20 protein-coding genes and 1 pseudogene are annotated in these 23846 nt (G+C 38.0%); 9 read left to right on the top strand and 12 right to left on the bottom strand.

The features are described from left to right. Positions 1-33: 33 nt before the first annotated feature. The 3 genes and pseudogenes from merA to NYP69_RS02580 all read right to left on the bottom strand — a co-directional run. Positions 34-1674, bottom strand: coding sequence for a mercury(II) reductase (gene merA / locus NYP69_RS02570; RefSeq protein ID WP_001031938.1), 1641 nt, complete (start codon positions 1672-1674; stop codon positions 34-36). Between the two features lie 28 nt (positions 1675-1702). Further along, complete coding sequence (gene merR / locus NYP69_RS02575) at positions 1703-2041, bottom strand: Hg(II)-responsive transcriptional regulator (RefSeq protein WP_115761820.1); 339 nt, start codon at positions 2039-2041, stop codon at positions 1703-1705. Positions 2042-2046: 5 nt separating this feature from the next. Continuing rightward, positions 2047-2181 (bottom strand): annotated as a pseudogene (locus NYP69_RS02580) (pyroglutamyl-peptidase I family protein); the annotation flags it as partial. Positions 2182-2522: 341 nt separating this feature from the next. Here NYP69_RS02580 and nox point away from each other — a divergent pair. Both nox and NYP69_RS02590 read left to right on the top strand, forming a co-directional pair. Continuing rightward, the gene (gene nox, locus NYP69_RS02585) at positions 2523-3863 is read left to right on the top strand and encodes a H2O-forming NADH oxidase (protein ID WP_115761819.1); all 1341 of its coding nucleotides are present in this window, start codon (positions 2523-2525) and stop codon (positions 3861-3863) included. Positions 3864-4046: 183 nt separating this feature from the next. Then, on the top strand, positions 4047-5180 hold the full coding sequence (locus tag NYP69_RS02590; protein ID WP_018638210.1) for a 4-hydroxybutyrate dehydrogenase: 1134 nt from the start codon (positions 4047-4049) through the stop codon (positions 5178-5180). Positions 5181-5342: 162 nt separating this feature from the next. Here the strand turns inward: NYP69_RS02590 and NYP69_RS02595 are convergent, their stop codons facing one another. The 3 genes from NYP69_RS02595 to NYP69_RS02605 form a co-directional block, all read right to left on the bottom strand. Further along, on the bottom strand, positions 5343-5996 hold the full coding sequence (locus NYP69_RS02595) for a TenA family protein (RefSeq protein ID WP_004130167.1): 654 nt from the start codon (positions 5994-5996) through the stop codon (positions 5343-5345). A gap of 300 nt (positions 5997-6296) precedes the next feature. Next, positions 6297-8375 (bottom strand): YhgE/Pip domain-containing protein, encoded by a 2079-nt coding sequence (locus tag NYP69_RS02600; RefSeq protein WP_473413075.1) that lies wholly within the window; start codon positions 8373-8375, stop codon positions 6297-6299. Continuing rightward, positions 8365-9108: an ATP-binding cassette domain-containing protein gene (locus NYP69_RS02605; protein ID WP_422112986.1), complete on the bottom strand. Its 744-nt coding sequence runs from the start codon at positions 9106-9108 to the stop codon at positions 8365-8367. The genes NYP69_RS02600 and NYP69_RS02605 overlap by 11 nt, the downstream gene beginning before the upstream one ends. A 574-nt stretch (positions 9109-9682) precedes the next feature. Here NYP69_RS02605 and NYP69_RS02610 point away from each other — a divergent pair. Beyond that, positions 9683-11014: a Na+/H+ antiporter NhaC family protein gene (locus NYP69_RS02610; protein WP_422112985.1), complete on the top strand. Its 1332-nt coding sequence runs from the start codon at positions 9683-9685 to the stop codon at positions 11012-11014. 237 nt (positions 11015-11251) lie between these two features. On the opposite strand, the gene NYP69_RS02615 is transcribed toward NYP69_RS02610, so the two are convergent. From NYP69_RS02615 to NYP69_RS02630, 4 genes are all read right to left on the bottom strand, one after another. After that, complete coding sequence (locus NYP69_RS02615) at positions 11252-13018, bottom strand: ABC transporter ATP-binding protein (protein ID WP_422112984.1); 1767 nt, start codon at positions 13016-13018, stop codon at positions 11252-11254. Between the two features lie 283 nt (positions 13019-13301). Further along, positions 13302-14111, bottom strand: a complete 810-nt coding sequence (locus NYP69_RS02620; RefSeq protein ID WP_020973404.1) for a nucleoside phosphorylase — start codon at positions 14109-14111, stop codon at positions 13302-13304. A 175-nt stretch (positions 14112-14286) separates the two neighbouring features. Beyond that, on the bottom strand, positions 14287-14841 hold the full coding sequence (locus NYP69_RS02625) for a LemA family protein (RefSeq protein WP_422112983.1): 555 nt from the start codon (positions 14839-14841) through the stop codon (positions 14287-14289). A gap of 96 nt (positions 14842-14937) precedes the next feature. Continuing rightward, positions 14938-15924, bottom strand: a complete 987-nt coding sequence (locus NYP69_RS02630; protein WP_422112982.1) for a DUF3137 domain-containing protein — start codon at positions 15922-15924, stop codon at positions 14938-14940. A 383-nt stretch (positions 15925-16307) separates the two neighbouring features. Between NYP69_RS02630 and NYP69_RS02635 the strand changes: the two genes are divergently transcribed. The 6 genes from NYP69_RS02635 (at position 16308) to epsC (ending at position 21869) form a co-directional block, all read left to right on the top strand. Further along, on the top strand, positions 16308-16907 hold the full coding sequence (locus tag NYP69_RS02635; RefSeq protein ID WP_119529452.1) for an ECF transporter S component: 600 nt from the start codon (positions 16308-16310) through the stop codon (positions 16905-16907). Positions 16908-16983: 76 nt separating this feature from the next. Further along, the gene (locus NYP69_RS02640) at positions 16984-17784 is read left to right on the top strand and encodes an energy-coupling factor transporter transmembrane component T family protein (RefSeq protein ID WP_119529451.1); all 801 of its coding nucleotides are present in this window, start codon (positions 16984-16986) and stop codon (positions 17782-17784) included. Continuing rightward, on the top strand, positions 17766-18620 hold the full coding sequence (locus tag NYP69_RS02645) for an energy-coupling factor ABC transporter ATP-binding protein (RefSeq protein ID WP_119529450.1): 855 nt from the start codon (positions 17766-17768) through the stop codon (positions 18618-18620). The genes NYP69_RS02640 and NYP69_RS02645 overlap by 19 nt, the downstream gene beginning before the upstream one ends. After that, the gene (locus NYP69_RS02650; protein ID WP_119529449.1) at positions 18617-19420 is read left to right on the top strand and encodes an energy-coupling factor ABC transporter ATP-binding protein; all 804 of its coding nucleotides are present in this window, start codon (positions 18617-18619) and stop codon (positions 19418-19420) included. The genes NYP69_RS02645 and NYP69_RS02650 overlap by 4 nt, the downstream gene beginning before the upstream one ends. A 547-nt stretch (positions 19421-19967) precedes the next feature. Continuing rightward, complete coding sequence (cysK, locus tag NYP69_RS02655; protein ID WP_119529448.1) at positions 19968-20900, top strand: cysteine synthase A; 933 nt, start codon at positions 19968-19970, stop codon at positions 20898-20900. 129 nt (positions 20901-21029) lie between these two features. Then, the gene (epsC, locus tag NYP69_RS02660; protein ID WP_016636151.1) at positions 21030-21869 is read left to right on the top strand and encodes a serine O-acetyltransferase EpsC; all 840 of its coding nucleotides are present in this window, start codon (positions 21030-21032) and stop codon (positions 21867-21869) included. Positions 21870-21876: 7 nt separating this feature from the next. Here the strand turns inward: epsC and NYP69_RS02665 are convergent, their stop codons facing one another. Further along, on the bottom strand, positions 21877-22299 hold the full coding sequence (locus NYP69_RS02665) for a GNAT family N-acetyltransferase (protein WP_016636152.1): 423 nt from the start codon (positions 22297-22299) through the stop codon (positions 21877-21879). Between the two features lie 91 nt (positions 22300-22390). Further along, the gene (gene sstT / locus NYP69_RS02670) at positions 22391-23647 is read right to left on the bottom strand and encodes a serine/threonine transporter SstT (RefSeq protein ID WP_016636153.1); all 1257 of its coding nucleotides are present in this window, start codon (positions 23645-23647) and stop codon (positions 22391-22393) included. Positions 23648-23846: the final 199 nt, after the last annotated feature.

A 23846-nucleotide genomic window follows, 5' to 3' on the forward strand; every position in this document is an offset into this window, starting at 1 on the left:
TTCACTTGAATAGGGAGTTGTAAAAAAGTTCCCTTAGCCTGCACAACAAGATAATTTCGAAATATCTTTATCGAACGTAAGTGCAACTAATTTTAGCCCTTCAGCCATTGTTAAATATGGTGCTAGGGTTTCTGTTAAATCTTCTATCGTTAAGCCAAATTTAACAGCTAATGATGCTGCATAGATGACATCTCCTGCATTTTCAGATACAATATGAACCCCTAATACTTTTAGTGTTTCTGCATCTGCTACTAGTTTAAATACACCGGTTGTTTCACGGTTTACAATTGCTCTTGGAACAGCATCTAAAGGTAATACAGATGTCTTCACATCATACCCTTTCTCTTTTGCTTGTTCTTCTGTTAAACCAACCGTTGCAACCGTCGGATTCGTAAACGTAACAGCAGGAACTACCGATAAATCTATTTTTTTGTTTAATCCACCAATAGCATTATCAGTAATAATTCCACCTTCATAGGCTGCTACATATACAAATTGTGGTCCTAAAGTCACATCTCCTGCTGCATAAATCTTTTCATTACTTGTTTGACCAAAATCATTGATCAGGATTTCATTATTTTTTCCAGTTTCAACACCTGCTGCACTTAAATTTAAAGAATCCGTATTTGGTTTTCTTCCAGTGGCAACAAGTAACTGATCTGATTCAATGACTTCTCTACTGCCATTTACTGTTACGTAAACCCTTTTTATCTCTCCACTTTGTTCAACACGCTCAAAAGTTGCCCCTTTGACAAGGTTTATACCCTGTTCAATTAACGCTTTTTCAACTGACTCTGAAATCTCAGGATCATACTCCTTTAAAAGTCGCTCACTTCTTTGCATAAGCGTTATTTCTGAACCTAAATGATGAAATAGTTGTCCAAGCTCCATTCCAATGTATCCTGAACCAATTACAGTTAATCGTTTTGGTATTTTCTTTAACTCAAGAAGTGTTGTACTAGTTAAATAGTCCATTTTTTCAAGTCCTGAAATTTGGGGCAACGAAGGCGATGCACCTGTTGCAATTAAAAAGCGTTTTGCAGATAACTTTGTCCCATTGACCTCAACAGTACTAGCATCAACGAATTTTGCTTCACCTTTAATTAAATCAAAATTATATTCATCAATTAAATCCATATATTTTTGATTCCGAAGTTCGCTCACCAATTTATCCTTTTGCGTGATTAAACTAGCTAAATCCACTTCTCCAGCGGATGTTTGTAAACCTATAAACGGATTGTCTTTTGATAAATGATTGATTTCCCCTGCCCTAAGAAGAGTTTTTGACGGAACACAGCCAATATTCACACAGGTTCCCCCAACCGTTCCACGCTCAATCATTCCAACTTTTGCACCGTATTCTATAGCTTTAATTGCCGAAGAAAAGGCAGCAGCACCAGAACCAATAATAAGAAGGTCATAATTGTCTTCATTAATTAACGCCACGTTTTCTAGTGATGATACTTCTTCAATTTCTCCGGCTTGGTAATTTGCTTCATCAATCGCCTTTATTGCACTTTCAACCTCAATATCATCGGGCAGTTCAAATACTGCTTCACCACGACGATAACTAGACTCAATATTTTTAGCACCTATCTTTTCAAGTGCTGATTCTACGTGTTTTTCACAACCCGTACAAGTCATTCCTGAAATGTTTACCTTAAATTTATTCATAAAAAAGCTCCTTTCGTTAATTAATCTCTCATGTTAATGTTTCTATTATTGGACACGAATGTAATTTCTTTTCATCTGGACATCGTTGTTTTAAGTCGTCTAACATAGTTTCAATTCGTTTTAAATCCTCTATTTGTTTTTGCACTTCCTTTTGTTTTTTAGAAACAAATTCGAACATATCTTGACAACGAACTTCATCTTTATCTACAACACCAAGTAATTTATAAATCTCGCTTAAAGAGAAACCAAATTCCTGTATTCGTTTAATAAACCCAACACGCTTAACGTCATCATATGAATATATCCGATAACCAGCTTCCGTTCGGTGAGGTTCTTGTAATAAATTTTTTCGCTCGTAATATCTGATCGTTTCTTTATTAACTCCACATTTATCTGCAAACGAACAAGTTCCACACCCTCAGGCGCATGCACTGATTGCGCAATCTCCCACGAAGGATTTATAGACTCATTATCAAACGGCGTAAAACCAGTAATCAAAATACGCATTAAAATACCCCCTCATACAACTCTTACTTATAAAACTTTATAAAACTTTATAAAAATGCATTGCAAAAACTGTATATACACGAATGTACTTGTATAAAACATTCATGATTCTATTACTTACTTCACTTTCATAGCAAAGTTTAAATTGTAATTACAACTTATACAATAATCAAAAACAACACACCTAGACTCAAAATTAGCAAGACTCGTCTTAGTGTAATATGATTGTCTACTGGCGCGTGCTTAACGAACAATGTTGTTAACAGCGCGCATATAAAACAATATAAATAAACCATATAAATACACATAAATAAAAAATCAATGACGAAAAGAGATTACCGATGACCAAGATTATTCAAATTGGCGCAAATCATGCTGGCACTGCCTGCGCTAACACCATTTTGAGCTACCCAGGAAACGATCTTACAATCTACGATCAAAATAGCAACATTTCCTTCCTTGGCTGCGGTATGGCTTTGTGGATTGGCAAGCAGATTCAAAGCAGCGATGGCCTTTTCTACCAGAAGCCAGAAGATTTCGTTAAAAAAGGCGCAAAAGTAAATCTGGAAAGCAAAGTTCTCGACATTGATTATGCAAAGAAAGAAGTTACTGTAGAGCTTAAAGACGGCACTGTTATTCACGATTCTTACGATAAACTCGTTCTAGCTACTGGCAGCCTTCCAAACAAGCCGCGCATTAAAGGCATTGACTTGGAAAACGTGCAAATGGTAAAGCTTTTCCAGAATGCACAAACTGTTATTGCTAAACTTCAAGAGCGCAATTTCCATAATGTTGTGGTTCTTGGCGGCGGCTACATTGGCGTGGAGCTTGCGGAAGCTTTTAAGCGTTTGAATAAAAACGTGACTCTTATTGATATGGAAGACCATATTCTTAACGGCTACTTTGACCCAGAGTTTTCCGATAATTTGAAGAGAATTATGGAAGATAAGGGCATTAAGTTTGAGCTTGGTCAAGCTGTTGAAGAGATTGTTGGAGATACTGAAGTTAAGGCTGTTAAAACAAGCAAGGGCACTTACGATGCCGACATGGTGATTTGCGCTATTGGATTCCACCCAAATGTTGCTCTTGGAAAAGATCATTTGAAGCAATACGAAAATGGCGCTTTCCTAGTTGATAAAAAGCAGCAAACTTCCGACCCAGACGTGTACGCTATTGGCGATTGCGCTACAATCTACGACAACGCTCGAAGCCGCGTAAACTACATTGCTCTCGCCACTAATGCCGTTCGAAGCGGCTTGATTGCAGGCCACAACGTTTGCGGAACTCCTGTAGAAACTGAGGGCGTGCAAGGCTCCAGCGCAATGATGATCTACGATTACAAGCTTGTTTGCACTGGTTTAAGCTTAACGGCAGCTCAAAAAGAGGGCATGGATGTTGATTACGTTGATTTTGAGGATACTCAAAAGCCTGCGTTTATGGAAGTTGAGAATCCAAAGGTGAAGATTCGCATTGTTTATAAGAAAGACACCAAGGTGATTGTTGGATGCCAACTGGCGTCTAACTACGATATGTCTGCAGCAATCCACCTGTTCTCGCTTGCTATTCAAAAGAAAGTTACGATTAAAGAGCTTGCTTTGTGCGATATCTTCTTTATGCCTCACTTCAACCAGCCATACAATTACATTACGATGGCAGCTTACACTGCTTTGTTGAAGGGATGATTAGTTTCTGATTAATCTCTGCTAATTAAGTTTCTGCTAATTAGCTTAAATCGCGTTTATTAAACCAAGCAATTTGTTCTATAATGGAGCGGTTGCTTGGTTTTTTAATCATCCGCGCACAAATCGCGAACCAAAACGCGCATATTAGCGTAAGACGTACAAATTAAAACAAAGGAGTCTAGTATGAAGCAGCTATCTATTAAGCCAACTATTCACAAATTTGAAAATACGCGCGATTTTGCGCAAGAATTTAAGCTTGGCAAAGACGATTTGGTTATTACAAACAAATACATTTGGGAGCCTTATTTTGGCAGCTTGAACCTTGATTGCAATGTGATTTTCCAAGAGAACTACGGCAAGGGCGAGCCAAGCGACGAAATGGTTGATGCAATTGTTCGCGATATTCACACTACCCCAAAGCGCGTGATTGGCATTGGCGGCGGCACCGTTTTGGATATTTCTAAAGTTTGCGCGTTAAAGCAAACAAGCCCACTCGAAGACTTGATTGATGGCAAGATTCCTGCGCAAAAAGGCGCGGATCTTATTCTTGTTCCAACTACTTGCGGCACTGGATCCGAAGTTACCAACGTTGCCGTGTTCTCTCTTACAAAACGCAACACTAAAAAGGGTTTGGCAAACGATGCTTGCTACGCTACAGACGCAGTTCTTATTCCAGAATTATTAAAGAGCCTTCCAGATTACGTTTTTGCAACCAGCTCTATTGACGCTCTTACTCATTCGATTGAGTCTGTGCTCTCCCCTATTGCAACAGAGCTTACAAAAATGTTTAGTTACAAGGCTTGCGGACTTATTTTGCAAAGCTATATGCGAGTTGTTAAAGAAGGCAGCAGCGCAAAAAGTCAAGTTGTAAGCGACTTGGTTTCTGCAAGTCTTTACGCTGGCATTGCTTTTGGTAACGCTGGCTGCGGTTGCGTGCACGCTATGGCTTATCCACTTGGCGGCACTTTCCACGTGGCTCATGGCGAAACAAATGCTGCTCTTCTTACAAGCGTTTTGCGCTACTATGCTAAGCATGATGCAGAAAACAGTACTAGCGCCGAAAACACTGAGCTTTCTAAGCTTTTTGACTTTATTGCAAATATTCTTGAATGCAAAAAAGCAGATGTATTAAATAAGCTTGACGAAGTTCTTAACACGATTTTAACTAAGCACAAGCTTCACGAGTATGGAATGACCGAGGATATGATTCAAAGCTGGGCTGCAAGCGTTGTTAAAGAGCAGCAGCGACTTTTGAAGAATTCGTACATAAATATGAGCGAAGATGCTATTGCCGAAGTTTACGCATCTACTTTCTAATATATAGTTAACAGTGAGATTTTCAATTATTAACGAAAATTTCTCATCTTCTTAAAGGTAGACCCTACAAATCTTGTAGGGTCTATTTTTATTCTCACAGCTTGCTTACTTCGTTAGATTTCCGTCCGTTAGATTTCCGTCCATTCGTTAGAATGCTGTTCGTTAGATTGCCGCAGGAGTTTCATACGAATTATCGAAGAACATGCGCTCCAGCTTTACTGCACGCGCAAAATATTCTCGAGCAATATCAGCATCCTTAGGACCAATACGATCCAACTCATCACGCAAGAACCCTACAAACTTGTGGAATCCTTCATAATCATGCAGGTCGATCCACTGGTAATGAACCTTGCGTTCAGGACGCTTACCTTCAGCGTTTGATGCCCACGTAAGATATATCCATTCCGTAACGTTTAACACGGCTAGCACGGCAGCATAATGTCCACTGTGAGCCGCGTCTAAAAACATCTTTTTAAATTCGCGAGTTGCTTCAGTGTCTGGAATTTTATTGCGGAAAGATTCAGGAGTATTAAATTCGTTAAACGCATCCACAAAATACGTATTCTCATCTCCAGCTACCTCACCAATATATTTCGAAAACACGAGACGAGAATCAAGTGTGTCTGCTGTCGTAACTGCAGCACCAAGCAAAGCCAAGAAACTATCTAAAAATCGGTAGTCTTGAATTAAATATCCAGCTAATACAGCATCATGAATAGTGCCCTCAACTAACTCGTTAACAAAACGATGATGAATAGCAGCATCCCATGTTTCGATATTCTCATTTTTTAATTCGTCGGTAAATCGTGCAGTCATTGACATGTCCTTTCCCTCTGTAACTCATATAAGCCCTTAGGTAGCTTAATATAATTGCGCATAGTTGCGTTAGCCATACAAGTTACGTCATATACGGTTCACATATAGTCGTATAGTTATGCACAACCGAGCACTGCTCGTACACCCAGCTGAACAACTACGCTAGTATGAACAATATCATAAGTAGTCATACTTAACTTGGGTACAAATTTGAGCAGCACTCGGTTGCAATTTTTATATTATGGTAACTTCAGTAACTTCAGCAATCACAGTAATTACTCCCTACTCATTGTCGTATTCTCATGCATCCAATGTAATTACAGGATGCAAATCAAACATTTTTACAGTACGCTTCATGCGGAAGGCAATGCTTGTTATAGCAATCGCAATAACGCCGAAAAGCACAAGCATTCCAACGCCAGAGACTATTTCACCACTGTTCTTTCCAGACATTGCTTGACGCAACCCCATAATCGAGTACGTCATAGGCAAGTATGGGTGAACCGCTCTAAAGAACGATGGCGTCATTTGCACCGGGAATGTTCCTGCAGAGCTAGTGATTTGCAGCATAAGCAGCACAATCGCAACAATTCTTCCTGGAATCTTAAACACTGCCATAATCATTTGCATTATGGCCATAAAGACTATTGACGCTATAATCCCCAGCGCGTAGAATGCAGCAACATTGTCGATTTGCAACTTCAACGCTCCGTGAACAACGCCCATAAGAATTACAGCTTGCACAACGCCCATAATCACAAACGGCGTAAAACTAATAAGCGCACTTTTAAGCGGATTCATGCCATTAAGTATTGCTCGCCTATCCATAACCCTTAAAACAAAAGTTGCCATAAGCGCGCCAACCCAAAGGCCTATCGAAATAAAGTAAGGCGCAAAGCCAGTTCCGTAGTTTTCAACATGCGAATAATTATGCTCTTTAAGCGCAACTGGAGCACTCATCATCTTACTTTTTTGCTTAATATTGTTGATTTTGCTAGAGCTTTGTGCGCTTTTAAGGCCTTCATGCAACTTTTTAGCTCCTTCAGCAAGCTTTGGCGTATTTTCAGAAAGATTTTTAACTCCAGAATTAAGCTTGCTCGAGCCATCTACTATTTTTGCAGACCCAAGTGCAGCAGAATTAATACCATTATTGAGCTTTTCACTGCCATTGCTTACTTTATTAAGACCTTCCGCCAGCTTATTTGCTCCAGCGGAAAGCTGCGACGAGCCATTGTGAACGCTTGATATTCCTTTAGAAACGGCGTCAACTCCAGCTTTTATCTTCAAGCTCCCAGAAGAAAGTGCTCCAGCACCTTGGCTCAATGCCGAAAGATTCGTCTCTAAGAGCTTAGAATTTTCACTTAAGCCTCCTGCAAGACCTTGCAATTTTTCTAACACAATCTCTTTAGTTACAAGCGGATTTTGCGCTTCAACAAGCAATTGAGCAAGCTGATTTTTTGTAGCCTCGTTTCCTGCTTTAACACGCTCTTCAAGTTGAGCACTAGAATCCGAAAGCTTTTGCGCACCATTATATAGTTCGTCTGTAGCGTTATATAACGTTTGTGCTCCACTATTTAGCTGATTTGCGCCATTTGCCAAATCGTTAGTTTTTTGCGCTAATGTTTGCGCTCCATCTTTGCTTTGCGCATTTGCATTTTTAAGCGATTGCGCTCCTTTTTGAAGCTCTCCCAATCCGTTTTGTAGTTTTTGCAAAGATTGAGTAAGCTTGCTCGATCCATCAGCAAGCTTATCTACTCCACCATTAAGCGATTGTATTCCCGCGCTTAAATCGCCAGAACCGCTCACAGCAGCATTAAAAGAATCAGAAGCAGAGTTTACTTTTTTAAACATATTCTCCCAATATTCTTGTGCAATCGCTTCGCTAATTTCGCTCCTTAAAGTGTGAAACGCTGTTTTTCCTATTTGAGAAGCAAGCATGTTACTAGCTTGATCGTATTTTACGTGTAGCTTTGCTTTAGTTGGACTATCATATTCAGCAGAAGCAATGCACTTGCTAAAAGACGATGGAATAGTTGCTACCATAAAATAATCGCCATTTTTAAGACCTTTGTTTGCTTTAGCGCTATCTACAAAGTTCCACTGGAAACCTTCACTTCCATCTTTTTGACTCTTCAAGCGAGTTTTAATCTCGTTTCCAATGTTACGCATTTTGCCATTTATAATTGCACCGCTATCTTCCACAACAACTGCAACTGGAACCGTATCTAGAGTTTTGTATGGATTAGTAAATGCCCATAAATACAAAGACCCATATAAAAGTGGTATTAAGGCTACTGTTCCAATAACAAGCTTTCGAGCTTTACCTTTTATAGCATTATTTAATTCACGAAACGCAAGAACAATAGTATTAACGCGCATTCTTACCATCTCCATTTTTGTTAAGCTCATAATCTTCGCTGTAACTTACGCGATTTAGCCTTAATAATTGATCCGCTTGCTTTTCTAACTCGCTTTGCAAAACTCCAACAAGGCAGGAGCAGTAGTTTTTGCTAACGTATGCGCGAATGTCTGCAAGCAAGCATTCACTTTGCTCACTTGTAAGCTCAGTTTCTACGCCGTCTACAAAAAGAATCCACGGCTTTTTTAGTAGCGCAAGCGCAATCCCTAATCTCATGCGCTCACATGGAGTTAAATCACCAATAGCAGTTTCTCTAGGAGATAACACTTTCCAATACGCTAGAACGTTATACGCGTATTGATGCAGTGCTTCGCGATTTTTAACATTATTCTTGTATTGTTCGCGGAAAAGCGGCGATGCGCTAGCAAGTTTTAGCTCGCTCATAAGCGCTTCTTCTATTGTTTGAGTGTTGTAGAATTCATTGATTCCATTGAACAGTCCCAGCCCAACGTATTGACGTGATTCTTTTGTATCTGCTGGAAGGCTTAAATCTGCGATTTTTAACGTTCCATTCGTAAACTTCATATAGCCAGACAATGCTAGTAGTAGAGCAGACTTTCCAGAGCCATGTTCTCCCGAGATTGCAACGATTTGATGAGGCTCAACTTTTAATGACACATCCCAGAATGGAGTTCTTGTAAATCTTTTTAATCCTAATTCTTTCGCTTCTATAAGCGTTTGTTCCTCTTGCATAATTTGTTTGCTGCAAAGTAGCGATGTCATACATTTTTAAATGGTATACATTTTTAATGTTGCTATCGAAATTGCTATGCATTCCTCCTTTGTGTTTAACTAATATTTTTCAATTTTTAATTTTGTTTCAATTTTTAATTTTTATTGATTTTTTATTTTTGATTTTCGACTCAATCTTCAATTTGATGCTGCTTAAACTCGATTTTTGCAGCCACTTATATTGCGTTATTGCAACAAAATTGTGTAAAACAAGGAATTAATTATTTTGTTAATTCCTTGCGAACACCTTCATAGTACTCTTCAAGGTGAACAAATACTAACTTATTTTTGAACATTTTGTTCATTTGTCTATATTTTAGCTCTAAAAACACGCTATATATAACAAAATCTCACATTTTTGATTTAATCATGTAAATTTCAAGCATACGTAATATTTTTATTCCGCCAATAAAAATATTACGTACGTCTTTATGATATTGTCTTTAAATATTAAAATTTAAAAATCATCAAAATTAAAAAAACATATTATTACAAACATCAAAATGAAGATAACTTTAAAAAGAGGTGAAAGAGTATGCAAATTTTAAACATTCTATGCAACCCAGTAATTGTATCGGTTGTAGTGTTATGCGCGTTAAGTCTCGCTAAACTCAATGTTTTACTCGCAATGATTGTTGCATGCGTTGCAGGTGGCATTGCTGGCCATCTCCCTCTTTTTGGAGATGGCAGCCACACTATTATGGCGCTGCTTTGCGATGGTTTTTCCACAAACGCGCAAACTGCGCTCGCCTACATTCTTCTTGGTACTTTTGCAGAGGCAATTACAGCAACTGGCCTAGCTCAAATCATTTCTAAAAAAATTAGCAAAATTATTGGCACTAACAAATTCATTCTTCTTGCAGTTCTAACAATTATTGCGTGTATGTCTCAAAATATTGTGCCTGTTCACATTGCTTACATTCCTATTCTTATTCCACCAATTCTTTCCATTATGAACAAGCTTAAGCTAGATCGCCGCGCTGCCGCATGCTGTACTGCGTTCGGACTAGAAGTGCCGTACATTGCTATTCCATTTGGCTTTGGCTTAATTTTCCAAACAGTTATTGCAACTAATCTTTCTAAAAATGGTATGAAAGTTAGCGTTTCAGACGTTAGCGCTGTGAACTGGTATTTGGGTGCTGCAATGCTTGCAGCTTTACTGTTTGCAGTTTTTGTTCTATACAGAAAGCCTCGCGAATATAAAACAACCGAAGCAGATACTCGCGCTGCGGACGCTGTTGTTGGCCCGCTTACTAAAGCACACTACGTAACTATTCTTGCGATTATTGTTGTTGTAGTAGTGCAAGTTATTAGTAAGGATCTTTCACTTTCTTCTCTTGCAGGTCTTGCAACCATGATTATTTTTGGCGCAATAAAGTGGAAAGACATCGACAAGCAGCTTATGGGCGGCGTTAAGCTTATGGGTCTTATTGCATTTATTATGCTCATTGCTGGCGGCTACGCTAACGTGATTCAAGCTACGGGCGGAGTTAATGAGCTTGTACACCTTGGCGTTGCTTGTATGGGTCAAAACAAGCTAATCGCTGCATTCGTTATTACGATTATTGGCTTGCTTGTTACTATGGGCATCGGCACATCGTTTGGCACGGTTCCTATTCTTGCAGTTTTGTTCGTGCCGCTTTGCCAAAGCATTGGTTTTAGCACTCCTGCAACAATTCTTCTTATGTCTTCCGCTGCAGCTCTTGGTGACGCAGGCTCCCCTGCTTCCGATACAACGCTTGGTCCTACTTCTGGCTTAAATGCAGATGGTCAACACAGTCACATTTGGGATACTTGCATTCCAACATTCCTTATCTTCAACATTCCACTTATGACTGCAGGCATTGTAATATCTCAGTTTATTTAGCAGTTAGCTGAAAGTCACAAACAATACACATCTAATAAACGCTGGTGAAGATTTTTGCCATTTACGGCAATTTTCTTCACCGCGCCAAGTAGGCGAACCTAACATACAGCCACCCGCAAAGTAGCCAATCAATGCAAATTCGCGGGCGATTGGCTACTATTGCAGAAAGCGTACTGCGTTAATATTTTTACCGAGCTTAAAATTGCTCAGCACATTTCAACAAGCCAGACAACATCCTCACATAGACACAGTATAAAGCGAGTAGAAGTAAGCTTTCTGATTCATAAGGCCCTCAAAGCTTCCGCGCTCAATAAGCTCGCCACTTTTCATCACAAGAATCTCATCATATTGTTTAAGCGAATTAGCATCCAAGCGGTGAGTTATAACAAGTCGAAGAATTCCTTGCAAATCCAAAATAGACTGCGTTACGTTCGCGCTCGTCTCGTTATCTAGCGCACTCGTTGCCTCATCAACCAGCAGGATCTCGGACTTTTTAAGCAAGCTTCGCGCAATAGCAATACGCTGCTTTTCGCCGCCAGAAAGATGACTACCATTCTCACCGCACTGATAATCCTTGCCTTTAGCAGCAATCAAATCATTCAAACCAGCCAAGTGAATCACGCGATCTACCTCTGCGTCCGGGAACGGCTTAAACAGCGTAATATTATCTAAAATCGAAGCATCAAACATAAACACAGACTGCTGCATAAGAGTCGTCTTATCGTAAAGCGAACTCTTGCTCACATTGCTAAGTTCGTGATTATTCAGCTGCACGCTACCCTTATAATCCTTGTAGTAGCCCATAAGCAGATTAATCAAACTACTTTTACCAGCGCCAGAAGGCCCCACTATCGCGTAAGATTTTCCAGCTTGCAAACTAAGACTTACATTTTTCAAGACTTTATGATCCGCATCATAAGAATACGAAACATCTCGCAAAACAACGTTTTTAATAGAATCGTCAATAATCTCGCCAGAATCTTCCTTAGCGTTACTCATATAATCAGCCATCTTGCTAATAAGCTTCTTGGCGCCCTTCATCTCGCCAAGCATTTGCGGAAGACTAGAAATAGGCTGAAGTACGCCATTCATCAAATTAGTAAAAGCTAAAACCATTCCAGCAGTAATAACGCCAACGTGAGCGTTAACCATCCAAGCGCCAACAAGCATCACTCCAAGCTGAGTTCCAAGACTTGAAATTGTGCCAAGAGCAGAAACGGTAGTCATTGTTTTCTCGCGAAGATTCTTCGTATGCTCAAGCTCCATCGACTGATTTTTGTATCGATCAATAACCTCCTGCTCCGCCTTAAAACTCTTAATAACAGAAACTCCGTTCAAAACATCCTTCGTCAGTGCCGTATAAGACTCATTCGACTTAGAAACCTGCTCCTCTCTAGTGGCGATTTCGTTAGCTGTAAGAATCGAGCACGCCATTGGAAGCACAGAAATAACAAGAGCAATAACAGTGAGCAGCGGACTGTAGTAAATCATAAGAGCTAGCGAGCTTACAAGCATAAGAACGTCTTGAACAAAATCAAAAATCTTCTTCAAATACTTTTCTTGAATACGCTCGCAATCATTAGTAAGTACAGAAAGATACATGCCGGAATTTGCAAGCGAAAAATCACTATAACTCTTTTTTAAAAGCTTCTTAATAACAGACTCTTTATACTGATTCATTGCTTTTTCAAGAAAGCGAGGATACGCGCTGCGCTTCAACGCAAAAATCAGTGAGATTACCAGCATAAAGGAAGCGACAAGCAGCAAAATAGTAGTTAGAGAGAAGTCTCCTTTGCCAGACATATAGTCGAAAATAATTTGCAAAATCCAAGAAATAGCAGTGTAAATCATAGACAAGGCAATAAAAACTATCATCGAAAGAAAAGCTACAAGTTTGTTTTCTTTGAAAAATAGTTTTACGTAATTTTTTACGTCGGGATGCAGTGCGGATGATTTCTTATTTGCCGATGATTGCTGATTTGCCACATTGTCAGTTTTACTCATTCTCGCTACCTCTCACTTCCTTTATATATCTCTTCTATTTCTACTATTTCTACTATCTCTTCTCTAATATCATTTTCGCAAGCAGCATTTTCATAAGCGATTTGCTTATTCACTCGCTACAAAGCATTGAAAGCTACACTATCATACTTATCACGATTATTAACCATTAACGTAATACTTAAACGCATTTATACGTAATGCTTGCTAGAAATAATAAGCATAGAGTTAAAAAAAAAAATCAAATTAAAATGCTGATTCCGTATGTAATATCAGTGTAAACGTGTCAAATGCGCAACGCTGCTTCAATACAAAGCTCAAGAGCATACGCTTTAGAGTCTCCACCCCAATTGCGCTCATCATAATTTTCAACATCGTGCAAAGTATCTGCAGTGTAAAGAATCTCACCCCAAACAATCCCACGCATTTGTGCACAAGCCGCTAAAGCAGAACACTCCATCTCAACAACCGCGCATCCCTCCTGCTTACGACTAGCAACTTTCGTCTTAGTCTCACGGAAAAACCCATCAGTAGTCCACGTTTTAACTTCATGATAAGGCAAATTGTGCGCTTGCAAGGTTTGTAAAATAGCACGTCTCGAACGCTCTGAAACATCAACATAACGACTTGGAGGCAAATAATGATAAGAAGTCCCCTCATCCCTTAAAGCTTTATACGGAACCAGAAAAACGTTTTCCGCATAATCAACTAGCGATCCGCAAGAACCAGCACTAACAACTTCGCTAACACCGTAAGAAATCAGCCAGTCTAAGATCTGAACAGCGGCAGGAGCACCAACTGGAGCCTGCACTAAGCAGATTTTTTGCGTTTCTTCTTCTACTTCGCTGTTTGTATTTTCTCTTACTTTTTTCTCTACTTTCTCTTCCAAAACATATATTGGATATACTTTAGTTGCAGATTCAAAATTTGCTACAATCGTAGCTTTCCTGCTTAAAGCATACTGATCGATTTCATCGCCTAAGAAAGCAAAAACCGCTTTAGATGGAAGCTGAACGGAAATATTATCGTGATTTGGCATTAAAACTGCACTTTTATCGGAATCATACTCTAAAATCGGTAAATCATATTCTGCCATACAATCAGCTCCTTCATACAATCAGCTCCATCCTACAAGCACTCAATCCTATATACAAATACACGCATTAGTACTCAAAGATTATAAAAAATAGCCAATCGCTGCAAATTCGCGGGCGATTGGCTACATTAGATATACCGTCTGGCTAAACATTTTCGCTAGCTAAACATCTTCACTAGCCCAGTATGCTATCGATATTCTTCTTATTGCTTAAATCATCTTCATCAAGAAAAGCCATCTGCTTTATTCCGCTTAATTTTGCAATAAGCGAAACTGGGAAAGTAACAATATTTTGATTAAGAGTACTAATGTTACTATTTACGATTCTTTTTGCTGCAGCCAGCTGCTCGTTTTCGTCGTTCACTTCTTCTTGCAAATTCAAAAACTGCTCAGAAGACTTTAATTCTGGGTAAGCTTCTGCCAAAGCAAAAATCTTCCCTATTGCATGATTCTGATTTTTCATTGCTTCGCTAGAATCCGCAGAGTTTAATCCTTCTCTTAAACTCACTAAATCCACTAATGTTGTTTTTTCGTACTTTGCAAACGACTGCGCAACTTTAAGCATTTGGCAAATAGTGTCGTACCTTTTAGCGAGCGCAATGTCAACGTTTTTTTGCGACTCTTCTATAATCACTCTATATTTTCTTAGTCTATTTAACGTACCAATAAACCAGCCAATAGCCACTACAAGCACTGCTGCAATAACTATTAAAATAGTTTCATAATCCATAATGTCTCCTTTATTTTTAGCCTTTTTCTAGTCTTAATTATCTCTGTTTTTGCAATTCACTAGTGTGCAATCTCTACTTTTTCAATTTTATAGCTTCTAATTTTGCAATTTCTCTCTAATTACGCTGATTATTTCGTAATACTCAGCCAAAACATCCCTAAATCTTGCATATTCTCTTGTTAAAGATAGGTCTTCTATTCCAGATTTTCCAGGATTTCCTAATATGTACCGACCAGAGTCAAAAGCTGCAATAATATGCTCACTATCTAGATATATGCAAACTCTCATTCTTTTTTGCAAATTATTCAATGCTTCTATAAAACTTGGATCTAATACAAGCTTTGTATAAAAATCGTCTGTAGAAAAGATTGAATACGAGTTATTAAACTCAATGGATTCTGTTTGAACTTCACTCTCCTCTTTTGTTTTTTTACCATAGTATCCATTTAGTTTTTGCCCCATAAAGTTCTTTCCAGTAACGGGAACGATTCTAATGTGACCATTTATATTGGTTTTTGCGTTTATTAATAAGACTTGACCAATAAAATCAGTTTTTTTGACAGTTTTTCCACTTTCAGTTCTAGAAAAGTGCATTGCTTGCATATTTGAAAATTCAGTTTTAGATTCATCGCCAAAAATTATGTGTTTGTTTGAATAATACCTACTAGATATTGGCAGAAGATTATTAAAAATACTGTTGTCAATTCCTTCAGAATTTTCTAATACCGTTCCAGGCAGAATCTCATTTAAAATCGGCGTTAAAACATTATTCGCATATAGAGTATTTACATCAACCTTATTTGTTACAAAAAACTTGCCAGCAAAGCAAACAACAAAGGCAACTATTATGAGTAAAGGATATTTATAAGTAGAGTAGTCAAACGAAGGAAGATAATTGCCAACAGCACCAATAATTAGCACTACTGGTATTAATGGAATCAAACGCATTGGGTCAAAAGCGTTATTTTTTATGCCTTCTTTTAACTCATTTAGTTTCCCTTGCATTTGGGGAGATTTTTCTAATTTATTAAGTCTTTCTAAAACTTCGGGATTTGTAAACACGCTACTATGTTTTACATTCATCGTCATCTCCCTCTTATAATCGCCAATATTTTTATAACAACATCTTTATAAAAGTCATAAAAGGCTCTTATATTTTTTTATCATAAATAATCATTATTTGGAATAGTAAGATTTGTGAATAGTTAAATTTGGAATAGTGAAATAGTCAAATAACGAAATAATAACAACTTTGATTTTGAACCACTTTGATTCTGCTAGCAAAGTATCTTAAATGTGACTATTTTCAATAAAGACTTAATACAAAAACAAATAACAAAGAACAAAATAACACAAAATAAACAATATAACAATTTATAACACATTAATTTTCAACTACTTTAATAACATTTCTCAAAGCGTATAATGAACTTGAATTTATTCCTTAACTGATAGGAAGTTCAAAAATGGTAAAGAAACTAAAAACTATTTGGAGCGTTAAATTAACTACCGCTTCACTCGTACTAATACCAGCCGCAATCGGCATAAATTATGTTGCAAAACTATTTGCAAGCATGCTAAAACTACCACTTTGGCTTGGCACACTAGGCACTTGCATTTCAGCTTGCTTAGCAGGACCAGTTGTAGGCGGAATTGCTGGATTTTTAACTAATATTGTTTACGGCTTAACAATTGATCCAATTTCTACAGTCTATAGCATTACAGCTGCAGCAATTGGAGTAAGCGTTGGAATCGCTGCACGATTAAAATATATGAGCAAGTGGTATCACATTCTTATAACAAGTCTTATTGTTGCAGCAATCGCAATAATCATTTCTACACCTCTAAACATGATTTATTGGGGCGGAACCACTGGAAACGTTTGGGGTGACGCTGTTTTTGCAGCAATGGGATCCAAAGGCTTCTTTGCATCATTCGTAGATGAGCTTGTTGTAGATATACCAGACAAGATTGTTGTTTTGTTCCTTGCAGCTGGAATTTATAAAGTTCTTCCTAAGAGTTTAATAGCTATTTATCAATCCGATGACGAAGATCTTGATAAATAAACGTTTATCGCAAGCAAATAAATCACATAAACTCTAAGTTCTACAAGTTTTTATAAGCACAATAAGACGAGATACTATGAAAAGCATCAGCCTATTTGAAGATAAGCATTCGTTTCTAAACGGACTATCTGCAAAAACCAAGCTTGCATACGTAATATGCGCTCCAAGCACACCGAGTTTGCTTGGAGGCTATACTTCTTTTGCTATCTTTATTATTTTGAGCCTAATATTACTTGCAACATCAAGGGTCCTAGCAAAAATAAAAATCGTAATACAAGTTACTGGTTTTATTATTGTAACTATTTTTATAGTTCAAACTTTTTTTAGATCGGGAAACTACACGATTTTATTCAAACTAGGACCTTTGATTGCTCGCAAGGAAGGTTTTGAAGTAGCAATGAAGATTGTGCTAAATATATTAAATATTTCGTTTGCATTTTGTGTTTTAACGCTTACAACTAAACCTTCTAATATGATGCAAGAGATGATACAAGCTGGTTTACCACCTAAAATGGGCTATGTTTTTGTCTCGCTATTTCAAATCATTCCTCAAATAACACAGCAAACTTCGACTATAGTTGATGCACAAAGAAGCAGAGGATTGAAAACAAAAGGTTCCCCAATAACGCGTTTCAAAGCTTTTTTGCCTCTAATATCCCCGATTATAATGTCTTCGTTTATGAGTTCTAAAGAAAGAACTATAGCTTTAGAAGTTCGCGGATTTTCGTGCAATAATCAAAAAACATTCATAAAACCGTTTAAGCCTAGTAAATACAATACGTTATTTTTATGCGCTTGTTTAATCGTAATAATCGCATCTATTATTTATGCGTTACTTAATAATTTAGGATATATAGCATGGCAGCTATTCATATAGAGCACTTAAAATATCGCTACCCGTATAGTAAAACTCTTGCACTTAATGACATTTCTTGCGATATTCATAAAGGCGAATTTATTGGAATAATAGGTGCTAATGGAGCTGGAAAATCAACATTATCTCAAGCTATTTTAGGTCTTGTTCCTAATCTTTACCACGGAGCGTACGGCGGCAAAGTAGAGGTAGACGGTCTTAACGCAAAAACTACTCCAATAGACAGTCTTTGCAAAAAAGTTGGACTGGTTTTTCAAAATCCTTTTAATCAAATTACAGGCTCGAAGCTTACTGTGTACGAAGAAATTGCGTTTGGGCTTGAAAATCTTGGCATTGAGCAAAACGAGATGCAAAATCGCGTAGAGAAAATCATGGAGATGCTTAACATTGCGCATCTTAAAGATTGCTCTCCATACGATTTATCTGGCGGCCAAATGCAACGAATGTCTATTGCCGCTATTTTAGTTATGCAACCAGAAGTAATAATTTTAGACGAGCCAACTTCGCAGCTTGATCCTAAAGGTTCTGAAGAGGTTTTTAAGTCGGTAGAATCCTTAAAAAATCAGGGTCAAACTATTATTATGGTTGAGCACAAAATGGAAAAAATCGCGCAATATAGCGACCGCGTAATGCTTTTAAGCGAAGGAAAACTTATTGATTTTGATACTCCGCAAAAAATCTTTTCTCGCGAAGACTTGGAAGAATATGGCGTAAATCCTCCTGTTTATACTCAAATTTGCAAAAAACTTTCATTAAAAAACAATAATGGCTTGTATCCAATAACTCTTGAGCAAACGTCACAAATTTTAAGCTCGCACGAAGGGAATCGCTTACAATGACTCCTACTATTGAAATACGAAATGTGTCTTTTTCTCATACTCCAACATCACAAATATTCAATAATCTGAATTTGTCTTTTGCTACTGGAGCATGCGCTATTGTTGGTCAAAATGGCACTGGAAAAACAACTTTACTTAAAATCCTTAGAGGACTTCTTACTCCAAAATCTGGAAGCGTTTTATTAAATGGTAAAGATATTGCAGAATGTACTGTTCCCTCTCTTGCTAAAGATATTGGATTTGTATTCCAGAATCCAGATGACCAAATTTTTGAATCAACTGTTATACGCGAAGTAATGTTTGGACTTTTAAAAATTGGAATTGATAAGAGTCAAGCACTGATTCAAGCAAAAGAAAGTCTAAAACTCGTAGGACTTTTAGATAAAAGCGAGGTAAATCCTTACGATTTAAGTCTTTGCGAAAGGAAAATGGTTTCTATTGCGTCGATTTTAGCAATGGATACGCAAGTTGTTATTTTAGACGAGCCTACAATCGCCCAAGACGATCGCGGCAAAAATTGTATTGAATCAATTATTAAACACCTTGTTTTGCAAGGAAAAACTGTTATAGCTGTTCTTCACGATATGAATTTTGTGGCTAGAGTATTTAATCGAGTTGTTGTGCTTTCCAATGGCAAGGTTCTTTTTGACGGCACTACGCGAGACGCATTTATGCAAGATAACATACTTTCTAGCGCACAACTAGATAAGCCAGATGTTGTGAAGCTGTGCGAAAAGTTGGGTTATGAAAATACGTTCCTATCTGTTGAAGAATTTGTGAACGACTATTACGAACAATAAAACTACCGACTATCAAATGAAGCAGCAAAGAAAGCAAATGCACAAATCGCGTAGTTTCTTAAAATTAGCATTTGTTAATAAACATTAGTATCAGCAGACGCAAATCAAATTTGACAAACACAAATCCATTCGCTATAGTCTTCACTTATCACCATTTCGACGAGTAAAGGAGTGCACATGTATCATACAAATATGATGACAAATTGTTGTTGTAACGTATGCTGTTGCGCATTTCTTAATCGAAATGATGTTTGCAAGCACTAAGTATGCATCATCTAGCCTGTGTTAAAAGCATCTACGTTAAAACACAGCAAATTACGATTCAAGAAACAGCGCGCTGTTTCTTTTTTTATGCCAAAAATCGAATATAACGTTAAAAAATAACAATTTAATACGTGTTAATGTTAAAACGAATAAATATTAAACGAATAATGGCATCTTTAGAAACAACTAATAAATAATCACTTTATTAATAAAAATTGTTTTTTAAAAATTAAAAACAAAACAGAAACAAATTAAACAAAACAAACAAGTAAGGGGAAATATTATGTCTAATATTTACAAGTCCGTGCAAGAACTCGTAGGAAACACTCCACTTATGGAGCTTACACACATTGAAAAAGAGTACAATCTAGCAGCAAAAATCCTTGTAAAACTCGAATACTTTAACCCAGCAGGCTCCGTAAAAGACCGAATTGCAAAGCAGATGATTGAAGAAGCAGAAGCCGAAGGCACGCTTAAACCAGGCTCAGTAATCGTTGAGCCAACTTCTGGAAATACTGGCATTGGTCTTTCAATGATTGCGCAGACAAAAGGATACAAAAGCATTATTGTAATGCCAGAAAGCATGTCTATTGAACGCCGAAAACTTATGAAAGCATACGGCGCCGAGCTCGTGCTCACACCAGCTAAAGATGGAATGAAAGGCGCAATTGCCAAAGCAAAGGAAATCGTTGAAAACACGCCAAACGCGTGGACTCCAGGACAGTTTACCAATCAAGCAAATGTGCACGCACACTACAAAACAACAGGTCCAGAAATTTGGCAAGACACTGATGGAAACGTGGATATGCTCATTGCTGGCGTTGGAACAGGCGGCACAATCACAGGTACTGGCACATATTTAAAGGAACAAAATCCGAATCTGGAAGTAATCGCAGTAGAACCAGCCGACTCCCCTGTGCTCGCAGGCGGCAAGCCAGGAGCGCACAAGATTCAAGGAATCGGCGCAGGATTCGTGCCAGATGTGCTTAACCAAAACATTTATAATCGCATTGTTCACGTAACAAATGAAGACGCAATCGAAAGCGGCAAGCTTATAAGCAAAAAAGAAGGTGTGCTAGTGGGTATTTCTTCTGGAGCTGCAATCTGGGCAGCAATCCAAGAAGCAAAAAGAGAAGAAAACGCTGGCAAAACCATCGTTGCAATACTTCCCGATTCAGGAGATCGATACTTGTCTACCGCATTATTTGAAGACTAACTACATTTAGGAGCGCTACTGTAAATACGCAAGTTTTGATTAAATAATATATGGATAATAAATAACATTATTAGATAATGATCAAAACTGTAGAATAAAGGAAAATAATAAAAATAACGGGAGAAATGTATGAGTGATCGCCTTGACCTTATAAATCAACTAAACTCAATTAACGATTCAGACATAAGGCAAGCTACATTCATACCTAATTACCGAAATATTATTGCGCTCATACATGCGACTCAGGCTCTACTTTTGCCTGAGTTGCATGTGCGCAATGAAAGCAACGAGACTACGCAACTCAACGCTAGTTTGAATACTGTTACTTCAAACGCATTAGACACTATAGAACGCATTATATTTCACGAACTTCAATGCTACACAAGCAACACAATTAAAATTCGAGAAACTTGCAATAAATTTATAAATACTCTTCCTACAATTAAAAAGTTACTTTTAACAGATATTCAAGCCATGTATGAAGGCGATCCTGCTTGCACAAGCAAAGTAGAAGTAACGCTCGCATACCCTGGTTTTTATGCAATGCTTATTCACCGCACAGCTCACGCACTCTACGAACTTAACGTACCGCTAATTCCTAGACTTATGAGCGAATATGCACACAGAAAAACTGGAATCGACATTCATCCAGGAGCAAAAATTGGCGCATATTTTTGCATTGATCACGGAACTGGCATTGTAATTGGCGAAACAACTGTGATTGGCGAGCATGTTAAGCTTTACCAAGGCGTAACTCTGGGTGCAAAAAGTTTTGCGCTAGACGAGAATGGAAATCCTGTAAAAGACGGAAAGCGGCATCCAAATATTGGAAATAATGTTGTAATTTACGCAAACGCAACAATCTTAGGCGGAGAAACCACAATCGGCAGCGGAAGTACAATCGCAGCAAACGCGTGGATAAACCGCAGCATTCCCGCAAACACAACCTACCACTTCCCTAAAGCCTAATACGCTATTATGCTCTGTCTTTTATAAAACCGCAGCACTCGATTTCTGATAACTCAATAAAACCAGCAGATTTATAAAAAGCAATAGTTTTTTCAGTACAATCCGTGGTTAATTGAATTTGACGAACATTAGGATAAAAATCCACAATCGCATTTAACAAAGCAGAGCCTATTCCCTGCCTTTGATACTCTGGCAAAACAAGAATATCTTGAATAAGAACAACCGTATATCCGTCACCAACAGCTCTAGCAATTCCAACTAGCTCATCATTTTTATAGGCAGCTAAAACCTTGAGCGAATTATTAAAGCCATTTTCTAAGGCGGGTAAATCATCTGTATACGAAGACCAACCAACAGAATCATATAGTTTTAAAATATCTTTGCTATTATATTTTTTATACTCTTTTATTTGCACGTCTGTTAAATTCATTTACAATAACACCTCGCAAAATATAGCAAAAGTGCGCGATCTAAAACGTAAAAACGGAAGAACGCGCACTAATAATAATACTTAACAACAGCTACTTTTTAAGTTGCACTGGCTCGTGGTCTTTGCCCATCTTAAACTTAAGACCTGCACGCTGCCACATGCGATATTCGCCAACTGCCGTAAAGAGAACATCTGTGGAAGAGTTAAGCGCAGTTTCGCACGAATCTTGAATCACGCCAATAATAAGGCCAATAGCAACTACTTGCATAGCAATATCGTTTGAAATACCAAACGACGAGCACGCAAGAGGTATAAGCAAAAGCGAGCCACCAGCTACACCAGATGCACCTGCAGCGCTAACTGCAGAAAGCGCAGACAAAATCACAGCTGTTGGAATATCAACGTAAATCCCAAGCGTGTGAGCAGCGCACAAAGCCATAATCGAAATCGTTATAGCAGCACCACTCATATTAATGGTTGATCCAAGTGGTATAGAAACAGAGTAATTGTCTTTATTAAAACCGAGTTTTTCGCACAAATTCATGTTTACAGGAATATTTGCAGCAGAAGAACGCATAAAGAACGCTGTAACTCCCGAATCGCGCAACGTACGCAATACAAGAGGATACGGATTCTTGCCAGTAAGAACAAAAACCAAAATAGGATTTACAATCAAAGCAACAACAGCCATAGTGCATACTAACAAGGCAATAACGGAACCGTATTCACTAAAAATACGAAGACCATTGCTTGAAACTGTTGTATAAACAAGACCCATAATGCCAAAAGGTGCTGCGTTAATAATCCAGTGAACAATTTTTCCAATAGCAGAAGAAACGTTGTCAAAGAATGCTTTAGTGGAAGGCTCAGCCAAGCGAAGTGCTACGCCAAATGCGATTGCCCAGAATAAAATACCAATAAAGTTTCCCTTTGCAAGAGCATCTACAGGGTTTACAACAATATTTAACACAAGAGAATTAAGAACTTCGCCGATTCCTTGAGGAGATGGCGAAGATGCTGCTTCAACATGCGCAAAAGTGAAGTCAACAGGGAAAATCATAGCTGCGCAAACAGCTATAAGGCTTGCAATAAACGTAGAGAGCGCATACAACACGATTACAAGCTTCATGTTTCCAACACTTTTTGCTTTTGCAAGCGCGCCAATCACAAGGCAAAATACCAAAATCGGCGCAACGGATTTAAGTGCGCTCACAAACAGCTTTCCCATAAGATCTAGCACGTAAACGTGAGATGGCACAAAAAGACCAAGTGCAGCGCCTAGAAAAAGACCAATAACAATACGAAGAATAAGGTCAATGCTATTCCACTTTTGAAGAATCTTGTGCATGAGAGTCTCCTGTAATTTAGTTTGTGCAGAATATTTTATACTCTTTTATTTGTATTCATACTCGCAAGATTTTCTATTTTTACATATTATACACATGTATGCATATATATGCAAATCGTTAGGTTTTAGTTATTCAATAATTCAATAATTAAATGACTTAGCAACTCAGTAAATAAAGGCTTCAATAAGTGTTTATGAT

This window comes from Gardnerella sp. c17Ua_118, from assembly GCF_055804255.1.

What these genes read in the sequence shown, in the direction of transcription:
- merA (WP_001031938.1), bottom strand. Translation starts at nt 1,674, where the DNA reads ATGAATAAATTTAAGGTAAACATTTCAGGAATGACTTGTACGGGTTGT.
- nox (WP_115761819.1), top strand. Translation starts at nt 2,523, where the DNA reads ATGACCAAGATTATTCAAATTGGCGCAAATCATGCTGGCACTGCCTGC.
- NYP69_RS02590 (WP_018638210.1), top strand. Translation starts at nt 4,047, where the DNA reads ATGAAGCAGCTATCTATTAAGCCAACTATTCACAAATTTGAAAATACG.
- NYP69_RS02595 (WP_004130167.1), bottom strand. Translation starts at nt 5,996, where the DNA reads ATGACTGCACGATTTACCGACGAATTAAAAAATGAGAATATCGAAACA.
- NYP69_RS02600 (WP_473413075.1), bottom strand. Translation starts at nt 8,375, where the DNA reads ATGCGCGTTAATACTATTGTTCTTGCGTTTCGTGAATTAAATAATGCT.
- NYP69_RS02605 (WP_422112986.1), bottom strand. Translation starts at nt 9,108, where the DNA reads ATGCAAGAGGAACAAACGCTTATAGAAGCGAAAGAATTAGGATTAAAA.
- NYP69_RS02610 (WP_422112985.1), top strand. Translation starts at nt 9,683, where the DNA reads ATGCAAATTTTAAACATTCTATGCAACCCAGTAATTGTATCGGTTGTA.
- NYP69_RS02615 (WP_422112984.1), bottom strand. Translation starts at nt 13,018, where the DNA reads ATGAGTAAAACTGACAATGTGGCAAATCAGCAATCATCGGCAAATAAG.
- NYP69_RS02620 (WP_020973404.1), bottom strand. Translation starts at nt 14,111, where the DNA reads ATGGCAGAATATGATTTACCGATTTTAGAGTATGATTCCGATAAAAGT.
- NYP69_RS02625 (WP_422112983.1), bottom strand. Translation starts at nt 14,841, where the DNA reads ATGGATTATGAAACTATTTTAATAGTTATTGCAGCAGTGCTTGTAGTG.
- NYP69_RS02630 (WP_422112982.1), bottom strand. Translation starts at nt 15,924, where the DNA reads ATGAATGTAAAACATAGTAGCGTGTTTACAAATCCCGAAGTTTTAGAA.
- NYP69_RS02635 (WP_119529452.1), top strand. Translation starts at nt 16,308, where the DNA reads ATGGTAAAGAAACTAAAAACTATTTGGAGCGTTAAATTAACTACCGCT.
- NYP69_RS02640 (WP_119529451.1), top strand. Translation starts at nt 16,984, where the DNA reads ATGAAAAGCATCAGCCTATTTGAAGATAAGCATTCGTTTCTAAACGGA.
- NYP69_RS02645 (WP_119529450.1), top strand. Translation starts at nt 17,766, where the DNA reads ATGGCAGCTATTCATATAGAGCACTTAAAATATCGCTACCCGTATAGT.
- NYP69_RS02650 (WP_119529449.1), top strand. Translation starts at nt 18,617, where the DNA reads ATGACTCCTACTATTGAAATACGAAATGTGTCTTTTTCTCATACTCCA.
- cysK (WP_119529448.1), top strand. Translation starts at nt 19,968, where the DNA reads ATGTCTAATATTTACAAGTCCGTGCAAGAACTCGTAGGAAACACTCCA.
- epsC (WP_016636151.1), top strand. Translation starts at nt 21,030, where the DNA reads ATGAGTGATCGCCTTGACCTTATAAATCAACTAAACTCAATTAACGAT.
- NYP69_RS02665 (WP_016636152.1), bottom strand. Translation starts at nt 22,299, where the DNA reads ATGAATTTAACAGACGTGCAAATAAAAGAGTATAAAAAATATAATAGC.
- sstT (WP_016636153.1), bottom strand. Translation starts at nt 23,647, where the DNA reads ATGCACAAGATTCTTCAAAAGTGGAATAGCATTGACCTTATTCTTCGT.